General features: G+C 62.8%; 11 protein-coding genes. 5 read left to right on the top strand and 6 right to left on the bottom strand.

Features of this window, described 5'->3' with window-relative positions:
- Positions 1-19: 19 nt before the first annotated feature.
- The 5 genes from mshA to regX all read left to right on the top strand — a co-directional run bounded on the left by mshA (position 20) and on the right by regX (position 5,095).
- Complete coding sequence (mshA, locus tag MYXE_RS20655; protein ID WP_172468605.1) at positions 20-1,381, top strand: D-inositol-3-phosphate glycosyltransferase; 1,362 nt, start codon at positions 20-22, stop codon at positions 1,379-1,381.
- Between the two features lie 141 nt (positions 1,382-1,522).
- Positions 1,523-2,044: a type III secretion system chaperone family protein gene (locus MYXE_RS20650; RefSeq protein WP_003919704.1), complete on the top strand. Its 522-nt coding sequence runs from the start codon at positions 1,523-1,525 to the stop codon at positions 2,042-2,044.
- 21 nt (positions 2,045-2,065) lie between these two features.
- Positions 2,066-2,815 carry a phosphoglyceromutase gene (locus MYXE_RS20645; protein WP_003919703.1) on the top strand — a complete coding sequence of 250 codons (750 nt, stop codon included), beginning with the start codon at positions 2,066-2,068 and terminating at the stop codon, positions 2,813-2,815.
- 132 nt (positions 2,816-2,947) lie between these two features.
- Positions 2,948-4,174 (top strand): sensor histidine kinase, encoded by a 1,227-nt coding sequence (locus tag MYXE_RS20640; RefSeq protein ID WP_112650228.1) that lies wholly within the window; start codon positions 2,948-2,950, stop codon positions 4,172-4,174.
- Positions 4,175-4,411: 237 nt separating this feature from the next.
- Positions 4,412-5,095, top strand: coding sequence for a two-component sensory transduction protein RegX (gene regX, locus MYXE_RS20635; RefSeq protein WP_003919701.1), 684 nt, complete (start codon positions 4,412-4,414; stop codon positions 5,093-5,095).
- Here regX and MYXE_RS20630 read toward each other — a convergent pair.
- From MYXE_RS20630 to MYXE_RS20605, 6 genes are all read right to left on the bottom strand, one after another.
- Positions 5,092-6,645 carry an MCE family protein gene (locus MYXE_RS20630; protein WP_085196906.1) on the bottom strand — a complete coding sequence of 518 codons (1,554 nt, stop codon included), beginning with the start codon at positions 6,643-6,645 and terminating at the stop codon, positions 5,092-5,094. The two genes, regX and MYXE_RS20630, sit on opposite strands and share 4 nt — an antisense overlap.
- A 3-nt stretch (positions 6,646-6,648) precedes the next feature.
- Positions 6,649-7,737, bottom strand: a complete 1,089-nt coding sequence (locus MYXE_RS20625; protein ID WP_232061878.1) for a virulence factor Mce family protein — start codon at positions 7,735-7,737, stop codon at positions 6,649-6,651.
- Positions 7,738-7,859: 122 nt separating this feature from the next.
- On the bottom strand, positions 7,860-9,422 hold the full coding sequence (locus MYXE_RS20620; RefSeq protein ID WP_085196902.1) for a virulence factor Mce family protein: 1,563 nt from the start codon (positions 9,420-9,422) through the stop codon (positions 7,860-7,862).
- Positions 9,419-10,960 carry a virulence factor Mce family protein gene (locus tag MYXE_RS20615; protein ID WP_085196900.1) on the bottom strand — a complete coding sequence of 514 codons (1,542 nt, stop codon included), beginning with the start codon at positions 10,958-10,960 and terminating at the stop codon, positions 9,419-9,421. Before MYXE_RS20615 ends, MYXE_RS20620 begins: the two co-directional genes overlap by 4 nt.
- Positions 10,957-11,982 carry a virulence factor Mce family protein gene (locus MYXE_RS20610; protein WP_085196898.1) on the bottom strand — a complete coding sequence of 342 codons (1,026 nt, stop codon included), beginning with the start codon at positions 11,980-11,982 and terminating at the stop codon, positions 10,957-10,959. Before MYXE_RS20610 ends, MYXE_RS20615 begins: the two co-directional genes overlap by 4 nt.
- Complete coding sequence (locus tag MYXE_RS20605; RefSeq protein WP_085196896.1) at positions 11,979-13,190, bottom strand: MCE family protein; 1,212 nt, start codon at positions 13,188-13,190, stop codon at positions 11,979-11,981. Before MYXE_RS20605 ends, MYXE_RS20610 begins: the two co-directional genes overlap by 4 nt.
- Between the last annotated feature and the right edge of the window lies 1 nt (position 13,191).

The following is a 13,191-nucleotide window of genomic DNA, read 5'->3' as shown; positions in this document are numbered from 1 at the left end:
GTGCTGTAAAGATGGCGATGTGCGGAACAGCGAACTGCCCCGGCTCGGCTTTTCCCCATCGAGATCCCGCTTGACCGATCCGCGCCGGGTGGCGGTGCTGTCGGTGCACACCTCGCCGCTGGCCCAGCCGGGCATCGGCGATGCCGGCGGGATGAACGTCTACGTGCTGCAAACCGCGCTGCATTTGGCCCGCCGCGGGGTGGAGGTGGAGATCTTCACCCGGGCCACGGCGTCGACCGATCCACCGACGGTGCAGGTCGCGCCCGGGGTGCTGGTCCGCAACGTGGTGGCCGGTCCGTTCGAAGGCCTCGACAAATACGACCTGCCCACCCAGCTGTGTGCGTTCGCCGCCGGAGTGTTGCGCGCAGAAGCGGCCCACGAGCCCGGCTATTACGACATCGTGCACTCGCACTACTGGTTGTCCGGGCAGGTAGGCTGGCTGGCCCGGGACCGCTGGGCGGTGCCGCTGGTACACACCGCGCACACGCTGGCCGCGGTGAAGAACGCGGCGCTGGCCGAGGGCGACACGCCTGAGCCGCCGCTGCGCACGGTCGGCGAACAGCAGGTGGTCGACGAGGCCGACCGGCTGATAGTCAACACCAATGCTGAAGCGGGACAACTGGTTTCGTTGCATAGCGCCGACCCGTCTCGGATTGACGTGGCTCATCCCGGGGTGGACCTCGACGTGTTCAGGCCCGGTGATCGCCGCGCGGCCCGGGCCGCGCTGGGGCTGCCGCTCGACGAGCGTGTGGTGGCCTTCGTCGGCCGGATTCAGCCGCTGAAAGGCCCCGACATTTTGCTGCGGGCCGCGGCCAAACTGCCGCGGGTGCGCATCGTGGTGGCCGGCGGACCGTCGGGCAGCGGATTGGCGGCGCCGGACGGTTTGGTTCGCCTGGCCGACGAATTGGGTATCTCCGCTCGGGTGAGGTTCCTGCCGCCCCAGGACCGCGAGGAGCTGGCCCGGCTGTTTCAGGCCGCAGACCTGGTCGCGGTTCCCAGTTATTCGGAGTCGTTCGGGTTGGTCGCGGTGGAGGCGCAGGCCTGCGGCACGCCGGTGGTGGCGGCCGCGGTCGGCGGGCTGCCGGTGGCCGTGCGCGACGGGATCAGCGGCACCCTGGTTGCCGGCCACGACGTCGACCGGTGGGCCGACGCCATCGACGAGCTGCTGCGGCTGGGCGCCGGGCCGCGCGCCTGGGCGATGAGTCACTCGGCGGTGCGGCACGCCGCGCGGTTTTCCTGGGAGAACACCGTTGACGCGCTGCTGGCCAGCTACCGTCGCGCGATCAGCGAGTTCGGCGGGGCCCGGCGGCGGCGGGTCCGCGGTCTGGCAGCGGCGCGCCGCCCGCGCCAGTGGGCGGCGTCGCGGGGGGTGGGCGCGTGAGGGTCCTGAGCAGTGAGGGGTCCTGAGCAGTGAGGGGTGCCGAGCAGTGAGGGGTGCCGAGCAGACGCAAAGTCCCCAAAGAAGACGCATTTTTGGGGGCTTTTGCGTCTGCTCGCGCGGCGGCGGGGGAGCGCAGCGGCCATGACCGACGTGCAGCAGGTGATCGAGGACGCGCTGAAGGCCAGCAAGCTGACCTACACCCGTCATGAGGGTGCCCACGGCGGGCTGCCCGGGCTGATCGTCGAGCTGCCCGGCGAACGCAAGCTCAAGACCAACACCATCCTGACCATCGGCGAACACTCGGTGCGCGTCGAGGCGTTCGTGTGCCGCAAGCCCGACGAAAACCACGAGGGCGTCTACCGGTTCCTGCTTCAACGCAACCGGCGGCTCTACGGGGTGGCCTACACGCTGGACAATGTCGGCGATATCTACCTGGTGGGCCGCATGTCATTGGCCTCCGTCGACGCTGACGAGATCGACCGAGTGCTCGGCCAGGTGCTTGAGGCGGTGGATTCGGACTTTAATACGTTGCTGGAGTTGGGTTTTCGTTCGTCGATCCAGAAAGAGTGGGAGTGGCGGGTGTCCCGAGGCGCGTCGCTGAAGAACCTGCAGGCGTTCGCCCATCTCATCGACGAAGAAGACCGTCGCGACGGTCGGGGCTGATTTCGTGAGAGACTTGCCCGCATGCGAAACGCTGGCACGCTGGTGCTCTTGCGGCACGGCGAAAGCGACTGGAACGCGCGCAACTTGTTCACCGGCTGGGTCGACGTCGACCTGACCGACAAGGGCCGCGCCGAAGCGGTGCGCAGCGGCGAGCTGCTCGTCGAGCACAACCTGCTCCCCGACGTGGTCTACACCTCGCTGCTGCGCCGCGCGATCACCACCGCGAACCTGGCGTTGGACACCGCCGACCGGCATTGGATTCCGGTGCACCGCAGTTGGCGGCTCAACGAACGGCACTACGGCGCGCTGCAGGGGTTGGACAAGTCCGACATCAAGGCGCGTTACGGCGAGGAGCAGTTCATGGCGTGGCGGCGCAGCTATGACACCCGGCCGCCGCCGATCGAGAGGGGCAGCCGGTTCAGCCAGGACACCGACCCGCGCTACGCGGACATCGGCGGCGGTCCGCTCACCGAGTGCCTGGCCGACGTGGTCGCGCGGTTCCTGCCGTATTTCACCGACGTCATCGTGCCCGACCTGCGGTTCGGTAAGACGGTGTTGATCGCCGCGCACGGCAACTCGTTGCGGGCCCTGGTCAAGTATTTGGACGGCATGTCCAACGAAGAAGTCGTCGGGCTGAACATCCCCACCGGCATTCCGCTGCGCTACGACCTCGACGCGAACCTCAAGCCAGTGGTGGCGGGCGGCAGCTATCTCGACCCGGAGGCGGCCGCGGCCGGTGCGGCAGCGGTCGCGAGCCAGGGCGCCAGGTAATTCGGCTAGTTGGCGACTGGTCGGCAAACATCGCGTAAACAATGGCCGAATACCTGCGATGCGACGTGTGACTTGTCCGAATTTGGCCGCGCGCCGCTAGGGAGGCGTTCACCCGATTTGTAGGATTTTTGTGTGACTGTGTTCTCGGCGCTGTTGCTGGCCGGGGTGTTGTCTTCGATGGCATTGGGCGTCGGTATTACAGCGGGGGCCCGGTGGGCAACACGAGTTGTCGAGCGCCGACGACGGGTGGCCGCCGAATGGGCCGGGATCACTGTTTCGCAAATGCTGGAGCGCATCGTCGCGCTGTCTCCGGTGGGAACCGCGGTCGTCGATCGGCACCGCGATGTGGTCTATCTCAATGAGCAGGCCAAGGAACTGGGGTTGGTGCACGACCGCCAACTCGACGACGAGGCTTGGCGGGCCGCGCAGCGGGTGCTGGGCAGTGGCGACGATTTCGAGTTCGACATCGCGCCGGACAAGCGCCCCGCGCCGGGCCGGTCCGGGCTGTCGGTGCACGGAATTGCCCGGTTGCTCAGCGAGGAAGACCGCCGCTTTGCCGTGGTTTTCGTTTACGACCAGTCGGAGTACGCGCGGATGGAGGCAACGCGGCGCGATTTCGTGGCCAACGTCAGCCACGAACTCAAGACACCGGTCGGTGCGATGGCCGTGCTGGCCGAGGCTTTGTTGGCGTCCGCCGACGACCCCGAGACCGTGCGGCGGTTCGCCGAGAAGGTACTTGTCGAGGCCAATCGGCTGGGCGACATGGTCGGCGAATTGATCGAACTGTCCCGGCTGCAAGGCGCCGAGCGGTTGCCCGATCTGTCCAACGTCGATGTCGATACCGTTGTGGCCGAGGCGATTTCACGCCATAAAGTTGCCGCGGACAATGCTGATATTGAGGTCCGAACCGACGAACCCAGCGGCTTGCGGGTACTGGGCAACCAAAGCCTGCTGGTCACCGCGCTGGCCAACCTGGTGTCCAACGCGATCGCCTATTCACCGCGTGGGTCACTGGTGTCGATCAGCCGTCGTCGTCGCGGCGACAACGTCGAAATCGCTGTCACCGACCGCGGCATCGGCATCCCGCGCAAAGACCAAGAGCGGGTATTCGAGCGCTTCTTTCGGGGCGACAAGGCCCGCTCGCGTGCCACCGGCGGTAGCGGGTTGGGGTTGGCGATCGTCAAGCACGTCGCGGCCAACCACAACGGCAGTATCGGGCTGTGGAGCCAGCCGGGGACCGGCTCGACGTTCACATTGTCGATTCCGGCCTACCGCGACAACGATGAGAAGCGCGACGAACCAGTGCGGCGCGAGGTGCGCCCCACGCGATCCCAACGAGAGGAAGAACTACGCCGATGACGCTGCGGGATAAGGAGTGGCGCCGATGACACGCGCCTACGACGATGCAGAGCGCAGCGATGAGGAGGAGTGGCGCCGATGACACGCGCCAACGACGATGCAGAGCGCAGCGATGAGGAGGAGTGGCGCCGATGACACGCGCCTACGACGATGCAGAGCGCAGCGATGAGGAGGAGTGGCGCCGATGACACGCGCCTACGACGATGCAGAGCGCAGCGATGAGGAGGAGTGGCGCCGATGACTAGCGTGCTGATCGTTGAGGACGAGGAGTCGCTGGCCGATCCCCTCGCGTTTCTGTTGCGCCGCGAGGGATTCGAAGCGACCGTGGTCACCGACGGGCCGTCGGCACTGGCCGAGTTCGACCGGGCCGGTGCCGACATCGTGCTGCTCGACCTGATGCTGCCGGGCATGTCCGGCACCGACGTGTGCAAGCAGCTGCGGGCCCGCTCCAGTGTGCCGGTGATCATGGTCACCGCCCGCGACAGTGAAATCGACAAGGTGGTCGGCCTCGAGCTGGGCGCCGACGACTACGTGACCAAACCATATTCGGCGCGGGAGCTGATCGCCCGAATTCGTGCGGTGCTACGCCGCGGCGGGGACGACGACTCCGAAGTCACCGACGGCGTGTTGGAGGCCGGGCCGGTGCGGATGGATGTCGAGCGGCACATTGTCTCAGTGAATGGCAAGCCAATTACGCTGCCGCTCAAGGAATTTGACTTGCTCGAATACCTGATGCGCAACAGCGGCCGGGTGTTGACCCGCGGCCAGCTGATCGATCGGGTGTGGGGCGCGGACTACGTCGGAGACACCAAGACTCTCGATGTCCACGTCAAGCGGCTGCGCTCGAAGATCGAAGCGGACCCTGCCAACCCGGTGCACCTGGTGACAGTGCGCGGCCTGGGCTACAAGCTGGAGGGCTAATCGCGGGCAGGTGCCAGCATGCCTTTCCATCCGTCGTCTCCGTTGTGGCGCGAGTTCTCAACGGAGTACTTCACTCCGTCGGGTCCTAGAAGTTCGCCGCTTTGCGGACTATAGATCGCGATCGGAACATCGCTCGGTGTATAGATGCAGGGGTTTGGCTGCTGCCCATTGCACTGGACGGTGCCTGATCGCGGCCGCTGCAGCGGGTCGCTAACCGGTGGTGGCGTGCCTGGAAGCCCTTCGGCGGGCAACGGGTTTAGGCCGTTGTTGATCGACGGCGCCGGAATCACTTCGCCGGGAACCACCGGCTGATCACACCGTGCACCTGGTGCGGGGCAATTGCGGATCTGATTGGGGTCGCCGTACCAAGGGTTGGTGCCCAGCGGGACATATGGCTGGTTGCTGCGGCACTCGCGAGGTGTAGCCGCACGCTTGCCGGGGACATCCACGCACGGGTAGTTGCGGGCGCCCCGCACGGCGTTGGCCGGAGTGTCCTTCGGAATCTTGCAGTAAGTGCCCGCCGGTAGCGGCGCTGCGCTGGTATCGGCCGGTGAGCGCCACTCGGATGCGGGCAAGAACCCGGTCAAGCATGGCGGCGGTTGGTTGATTGCCAGGGCAACATCCAGTGACGCCTGACCGGGATACGCTGAGGTAGCTGACTGGGCGACAGCACCGGATTGTGGCAAGAACACCAACGCCTGCTCAACCCCTTTGTGGTAGCGCTTGAGCATATCGAGCACCACTTCGAGGTTTGCCAGCGTCTGTGGCAACGAGTTACCCACATCGCGGAATGTCGCGTGCACCTGATCAGCCGTTGGCGCCACGTTGGACAAAATGCTGTGCAATGCGTGGTCTTGCCGCGCGGTTTGTGCAGCCAGGGAATTGAGGTTAGCGGCCCACTGCTGGATTGTGTTGCCGGAGTTCACCTGACTGTCGATGATAGGTGCCGAATGCTCGATGATGTCGTTGATGTCGTTGATATTGCCCTTGAAGCCGTGAGCGAGCGCCTGAGTGGCGTCGACCAGCCGCCGAAGCGATGGCCCTAGCCCGCCCACAGCAGCTGACGTCTCGGAAAGCAGGGTCGCGATCTTGTCTTTGGGCAGCGCTTCCAAAGCGCGGTTTGCGGCATCCAGCGCCGGTCCAATCTGGCTGGGAACCTTACTATTAGCGATCGTCTGCCCATTCTCGACGTACGGACCGCGGTTGCTCATCGATACCAGATCGAGGTACTGCTCGCCGACCGCCGACACGGAGTGAACGTTGGCTGACGCGTCCCTCGGTATCGGGTAGCGGTTGTCGATGCTCATCGTCGCGCGAGCGCCCTGCTCAGTTGGTTCCACGGCGGTGACCTTGCCGATTGTGATGCCCCGATAGGTCACGTTGGCGGTTCGATAGAGGCCGCCCGATGCGGGCAAATCGGCGTACAGGGTGTACCTGCCGATGCCCACGAGGCTTGGTATCCGTAGGTAGTACCAGCCGAGAACGACAACCGCGATGACCGCGACCACGGTCAACAAGACCAGTTGAATCTTGATCAGGCGAGTCAGCACTGCTCACTCTCCTCTTTCCACCAGTGGTCCGCCCGGCACGTCGTTGGGGTTTGGTGTGTACCTGACGTCCGGAATCATCGTGTTCGGGTCTCGTCCCCATGACTGCTCAAGGGCTCGCAACATCCCCGAAACGCCCGTTCCGCTCAAAAGTGCATTGTCGAGGGTACTGAGGGTCAAATCGGCGGTCCCCGATACGTTGATGTAGTCGCCGCGAATCACCTTCGGCACGTTGTCAATGGTGTACGGAGCAGTGAGTGCCAACCTCAGTGAGCCGACCACATAAGGTGCCGCTCGAAGAAGTTGCTTGAGTGCTCGCTGCAACAACTGTAGGTTTCGATGAAGATCCGGCCGCGTGGCCGACAGCGTCGCATCGGCTACCTCACTAAAACTTCCTAGAGATTCGATGGCATCGCTGAACAAATCCCGCTTTTCAGCGAAATGCTCTACCAGAGGCGGGATTTCGTTCAACGCTTGATCCAGCGTGTCGTTGTGGTCCGCCGTGATACTTAGGAGTTGGTTGGTCAAGTCGATCGCGTGGGTAAGGTCATCCCTCTGACGGTTCAGTTCGACGGTGAATGTGTCTAGCCGATTGAGGAATTCACGGATTTGCTCGACGCGGCCGTCAAGTAGGTTGAGCACTTCGGTTTGTATCACGTCGAGGTCCGGGATTCCGCCGCCGTGAAGGATGATCGCGAGGCTGGCCAACGTCCGTTCCACAGTGGGGTACGCCGAGGAGTTCTTCATCGGAATGGTATCGCCGTTTTTCAACGGCTGCGACGACGGATTCTCCCGCGGTGGCGCTAGCTCCACATGTTGGGTGCCGAGCAGACTGGTCTGGCCGATCTTCGCGGTAGCGTTGGCTGGCAGCTTTACGCGCGGGTCAAGGCTCAGTGTCAGCGTCGCAATCCAATTCTTCAAACTGATATCTCGCACGGTCCCGACCCATACATCTGCGACTCGCACCCGGCTGTTGGCATTTAGGGCTAACGTATCGGGCATCTGCACATAAATCGTCATGTGGTTGGGCCCGGTGCCACGGCCAACAGGTAGCGGCACGTTGGCAATGCCACGCCAACTACACGAACTCAACATTGCCGCGATCGCTACGAACACCAGTGCGCGGGAGCTGATCCCAAAAAACCACTGCTTCAGCATCTGTTTCGATGCAGTTGGTTTCGAGTTATCGTTCACGCCTACCGCGCTCGGGCCCCATCTCACTGGCTCGGTCCTGCCTTTGCGCCGGCGTCCATCGCCGGTGGTGGTCCCGGAATTACACCCGGTGCCTGGGCTGGCGGCGGTCCGGGCTGCGGATACCACGGAGGGGGCAATGGGTTGTTCTCGTCGTACGCATCCGGCGGTCCAGGCAGGTTGGTCCCAGGTGGCGGGGGCGCGATGTCGGGTCCTCCCATGAGTTCGGCCAGCGATTCCGGTGTAAGCATGTTTTCGGTGAATCGCTGAACCTGCAGACCCTGCATCCCTGGTGCGACGATCCAGCCCGGTTCAGAGTTGCGGTGCGAAAATGGTGTGTCGCGGGAGAAGATTCCTGGGACGGTGGTGTCCTTGTATCCGGGAGGCGGCCGCAGTCGCTCCTCCGAGTAAGCAACCTCCTTGGGCAAGGCGGCAGCCGTGGTCAGCAAGTTCACACCGAACGGCAGGTAATTGAATTTGATTGCATCCAAGATCGGTGCCAGGTACTGCGCGCACAATTCGGCTGATTCCTGATATCCCAGCCGGCTGCCAGCCTGGATCGCACTGCAGATCATCTGCATGGGGTTAGCGAAGTTTGGAAACACGCCCATAGCCACGAGCGCGCCGTGCACCGGATGGTAGATGTTGTTGAAGTTGCCCGCATAGGTGGGCAATACGTGCAACGCGGTCTCCAAACCGTCGCGCGGCTCGGGCTGCAGGAGCGTGGTGGTCGCGTCAGCGAGGTTGTCGACGTCGTGCGTGACTATCGATCCGTTGTCGCTGATGAACTTTCGTACGGTAACCAGTGCGTCGTCGATGTGTTGAACTGTGTCGGCCAACGCATGATCGGATTTGTCAAAAAAGTCCGTGAACTCGGCCAGCTTCTTGTTGAGCGCGGTGAACTGTTGATCGCTTTGGTAAAGCGCGCTGACGAATCGCGCCAGGTCACGAGTGATTGCGAAGAAATCTCCCTGATCCTCGTTGAGCGCGGTCGCCGCATCGGACAAACTCCTCAAGGTTTCGTTGATCTGCGTTCCCTTGCCGGCAAGGTTGTCGGCGGCCGATTCGATGATGTCGCCAAATGGTCCTTTCGGCTGCTGCGGTGTCGGACCCAGCTGGCTGAGAATCCCGTTGAGAGAATCGCGTAGCTCATCCCACTCGACGGGCACCTGGGTGCGCTCGATGGGGATCACCGCGCGCGTCCTCATCGTCGGCCCGCCGGTGTAGGCCGGTGAAAGCTGGATGACACGGGAGGCCACCAAGCTGGGGTTGAGAATCGACGCAGTGGCGTCGGCGGGCACCTGATACCTATTTCTGTAGTGGAAAGTGACCCGCATCTTGTCGCCTGCGGGCTCGATCTTGTCGATCGCGCCGACCCGCACCCCCATGATCTGAACCTTGTCGCCCGGGTACAGGCCCAAAGTCTCCGGAAAATATGCGACAACCGTATTCGTGGTCAACTGCGTGTATAGCTGTGAGCCTGCGACAGCGGCGATCAGGCCGAAAACCACCACTAGCGATCCGACGAGCAGCGTCCTGCCGGAAACTCTCGGCGGCCGAAGGCTGCGGACGTCAAAGATGGTGCTCATTGGCTGCTGCCTCCGGTTCCATCCGGGGTGATGAACGGAGCCGGGAGCTGAGGTCCGGGTCCTGGCGGTGCTGGTGGCGCAGGCGCTAGCGGCAGTGCGGAGGTCGACGGCGGCGTGGGGCGAGCGGTTTGCGGGTTCTCAGCCCGCGCCCCCGGTGGCGCGTTAGGCGATAGCGGCACTGGTGTGCCGGGGACATCAGGCGGCGGCTGACCCGGCTGGCCGGCGATCGGGACACCGGCTGTCCGCGGCAGACCCTCTGGCTTTGGCGGGGAGGTCTGGACGTCGAGCGGCGCCGGGAAACCACCACCACCGAACGGCCCGACATCCAGAGCTGCGCAAGGCAGTGGATTTCCAGGCCGCGGCAAGCCGTCGGCCGGCGGGGTGTAGGAGCACGGCGATCCCGGCGAAACGGCCGGCCCGGGGTGATCAGGGATACCCTCCAGTACCGTTGGTGCTGGAGGCGGGGCGCCGTTGGGGAAGCGAGTGCCATTGGGATCCGGGAAGCGGAACGCCGGCAGTCCGGCGTTGCGCCAAAACTCTTCGGGATCGATACCACGTTTCTTGAACGCCGCATCGACCCACGGTTGCAATATCTGATATGGCAGCAGGTTCACCGCGATGGCCTTGAAGTACGGTCCGGAAGCAACCGCCTCCGTCAGCGACGCCGTGTAGCGACTGAGCAGTACCAGCACGTCGGCCAGTTCTTTTTTGCGTTTGACCAATTCATCACCGACCGCGCCTAACTGGCGGAGTACCCGGTCGAGGTTTGGGTTGTCCCTTATCAGGCTTGAGACGTGTGTTGAAACCGCAGATACGTTGCTCAGCAGGACATCCATTTCTTTGCTACGCTCTGTGAACGCGGCCAGCAGCGTATTCGCGTTGACGAACAGGTTGTCGATCTGCTCGCTGCGCTCGCCGAACACACGGGCGACCTTGCTGGCGTTGGCCAGCAATTCCTTGATCTGATCGTCGCGCTTACCGATGGTGTCGGACAATCTCTTCACACCGCCCAGCGCGGCGCTGAGGTGTGGATAGGTCTGATCGAGCGTCTCCGACAGCACGTTCAGCGAGCGCTTGACGGTGTTGACGTCCCAGCCGGTTGCCGCCTTGGTAACGTCAACGAACGCATCGTAGATCTGGTATGGCGTCGTCGTTTGCCCCAGCGAAAGAACACCGTTTGGCCGCAACGGATTTGAGCCGCGGGGTTCGATCGCCATATTCTTGCGTCCGAGGATTGTGTCGGTGCGAATCGCCGCTCGGCTCTGCGACCCGATGGTCCTGCCGGTCAGCGAGAATCCGATCAGCACCTTATTTCCCTGGATGGCCAGTGAGCGCACCAAGCCGACGTTCACTCCGGCGATTTGGACCTTGTCGCCCTTGCTCAAACCGCCCGTATCGCTGAATTGCGCGTAGTAGGTGGGTGTCGCTGTCAGCAGCGGAAGGCTGGTGAAGCTCTGACCCACACCGATGACAAGCAGCGTGACCACAATGCCCATCAGCCCGACTCGGCTGCGGTTGAATTCCGTCAGTATCCTCACTGCGGCGTGCACCTCCCCGTGGGCTGGTGGAAGAGCCTGACCGTGCGGACTGGGCCGCCCGGCTGTAATCCGTTGACCTTGAGCGAGATATCGCACAAGTAGAAGTTGAAGAAGTCACCGTAGAGGCCACCGCTACGGCCGATGAGCCGGTAGGCGCCGGGCAGCTTTGTCAGCACGTCGTCGAGCGCTGGCATTTCGTCGATCAATGGTTGCTGAATGCCCTCGAGGTATCCGAGGCTGCTGTGCAGCAAAGTCCGATTGTCGGTCAAAAGATCCGCGAGCGTTCCGGCGGCGTTGCTGATATGCGCCACGGCAGTTGCAAGCGGATCGGCCCTCTGCCTGAGTCCGGTGATCAGCACCTGAAAGTTGTGGATGGTTCGGTCGAACTCTTTCTGGTGCTTGACGGTGGTCAACAGCACGATGTTTAGGTTGTTGATCACCTCACCTATCGCACGGTCGCGGTCAGCCAAAGTCGAAGTGAGCGAGGCTGTCTGGTCGAGGATGTCGCTGATGGTGCCGCCCTCTCCCTGGAACACGCTTATGATTGACTGCGCGATACGGTTGACCTTGTCCGGGTCCAGTGCCTTGAAAAGTGGACGGAACCCGCCGATCAGGGCGTCGAGATCTAGGGCTGGCTCGGTCTGTTCGACCGGGATGGTCCCACCCGGGGCAAGCCGCTTGCCGCTACTGCCACGTGTCAATTCCAGGTAGCGGTCGCCGAGCAGATTGAGGTAGCGGATCGACGCTGTTGTCGCCTGATCGAGCGGCAGCGAGCGATCGACCTCGAAATCGACCCGTACCCGCTTGTCTCGGTCGATCAGCACCACCTGGGAGACCTTGCCGACCTCCACACCGGCAGCGCGAACGAACTGCCCGGGCCGCAGCCCGCTGGCGTCGGTGAACACTGCGGAGTAGCCCGTGGTGCGGTTAAACCGCACGTGGCCGAAAACGACGACGATGGCCGCAGTAAATACGAGCAGCACGAGCCAAAAGAGGCTGAGTTTGATCACTGTGGCTCTCATGGGTTGATCGTGTACTCCCCGTATTGACGGCCCCAGACGTATTCGTTTAGCGCTGGCTGGCCGAGCTCGACGTGGTTGTATGGGGCGATGCTGGCAGCGGTGTCCATCACCAGATACGGCGCTGGCCATAATTGGCGGGTGATGGTCTGCCAGCAGCCCGGTGCCCCGCCTGGCCCACCTCTGGCATTCACCCGTGGCAGATTGTCCGGATAGATGTACGGATTAGGTGCGGCCAGGACGGTTCCGGTGCCTGATAGCGAATAGCCGTTGCCGCCGACGGCTTTCGCGACTTTGGGCACGAGGTCATGGATGGTGCGAATCATGCAGAACAGCTCGGGGCTGTACGCGTCGAGCAGCTGAGCGGTCGGCACCAGATCTGCAGCGCCGCGCTGTAGATACGGTCCGCCCCGCTGCAAGATTTCTCGGCCAGTGTCGCCCACCCCCACTGCTGACAACAATGCTGCGTCCACATCGCCCTGTTGCTGAGTCAGGGTGCGCGCTGTGGTCACCGCGTTCTGCAAAAAGCCCCATAAATCTGGTGAAGCCTTGATGTACACCTCCGCCAGGTTCGCGATCTGCCGCACGTCATAACGAATTTGCGGCATCTTCGGATTCAGCTGCGCCAGAATGTCATTGCTGTTGCTGATCGACGCGCCGAATTTACCGCCCAACCCGTCCAGTGCTTGCGCCAACGCGGCCAACGTGGCGTTCAGTTTGATTGGGTCGACTTTCTCAGCGATTGAGGTAAGAGTTTCGAACAAAGTGTTGAATTCTGTAGTCACCGAACGTACATCAATCACGTCGTGCGGGGAGATCCGGCGTAGAGTCGGATTTCTAGGCGAACTGAACGCAACATACTTGTTGCCAAAGATGGTGGCAGCCTCGATGTTTGCAACCACATTAGCCGGAATCAGCTTGATATATTTCGGATTGACGTTCAACACTAGCTTTGCAGCTGGCTCGCTACGATGCTCGAACTCCGATATGTCTTCCACCCAACCGATTTCAACTCCGTTATAGGTGACCTTCGACCCTGGATCCATCAGCAATCCTGCGCGCGAAGTCACCAACGTAAGTGTGGTTCTTGGCTTAAGATCTCCGCGAAACTGCAGATATACTAGGGTCAGCACCAATGCGCCGAGTAACAAGAACGCCAGACCCTCGATGTACAGTGGAATGCGCATCTTGCTTTGCTTCATCGGCGTCATG

It is taken from the genome of Mycobacterium xenopi (genome assembly GCF_009936235.1).
Classification (GTDB): domain Bacteria; phylum Actinomycetota; class Actinomycetes; order Mycobacteriales; family Mycobacteriaceae; genus Mycobacterium; species Mycobacterium xenopi.
The sequence above is the reverse complement of the archived record's forward strand: the minus strand, read 5'-3'. Positions and strand labels throughout refer to the sequence as shown.

Bases quoted from the DNA above. Each gene is read 5' to 3' on its own strand.
- MYXE_RS20650 (WP_003919704.1), top strand. From the start codon at position 1,523: ATGACCGACGTGCAGCAGGTGATCGAGGACGCGCTGAAGGCCAGCAAG.
- MYXE_RS20645 (WP_003919703.1), top strand. From the start codon at position 2,066: ATGCGAAACGCTGGCACGCTGGTGCTCTTGCGGCACGGCGAAAGCGAC.
- regX (WP_003919701.1), top strand. From the start codon at position 4,412: ATGACTAGCGTGCTGATCGTTGAGGACGAGGAGTCGCTGGCCGATCCC.
- MYXE_RS20625 (WP_232061878.1), bottom strand. From the start codon at position 7,737: ATGTTGAGTTCGTGTAGTTGGCGTGGCATTGCCAACGTGCCGCTACCT.
- MYXE_RS20620 (WP_085196902.1), bottom strand. From the start codon at position 9,422: ATGAGCACCATCTTTGACGTCCGCAGCCTTCGGCCGCCGAGAGTTTCC.
- MYXE_RS20610 (WP_085196898.1), bottom strand. From the start codon at position 11,982: ATGAGAGCCACAGTGATCAAACTCAGCCTCTTTTGGCTCGTGCTGCTC.
- MYXE_RS20605 (WP_085196896.1), bottom strand. From the start codon at position 13,190: ATGACGCCGATGAAGCAAAGCAAGATGCGCATTCCACTGTACATCGAG.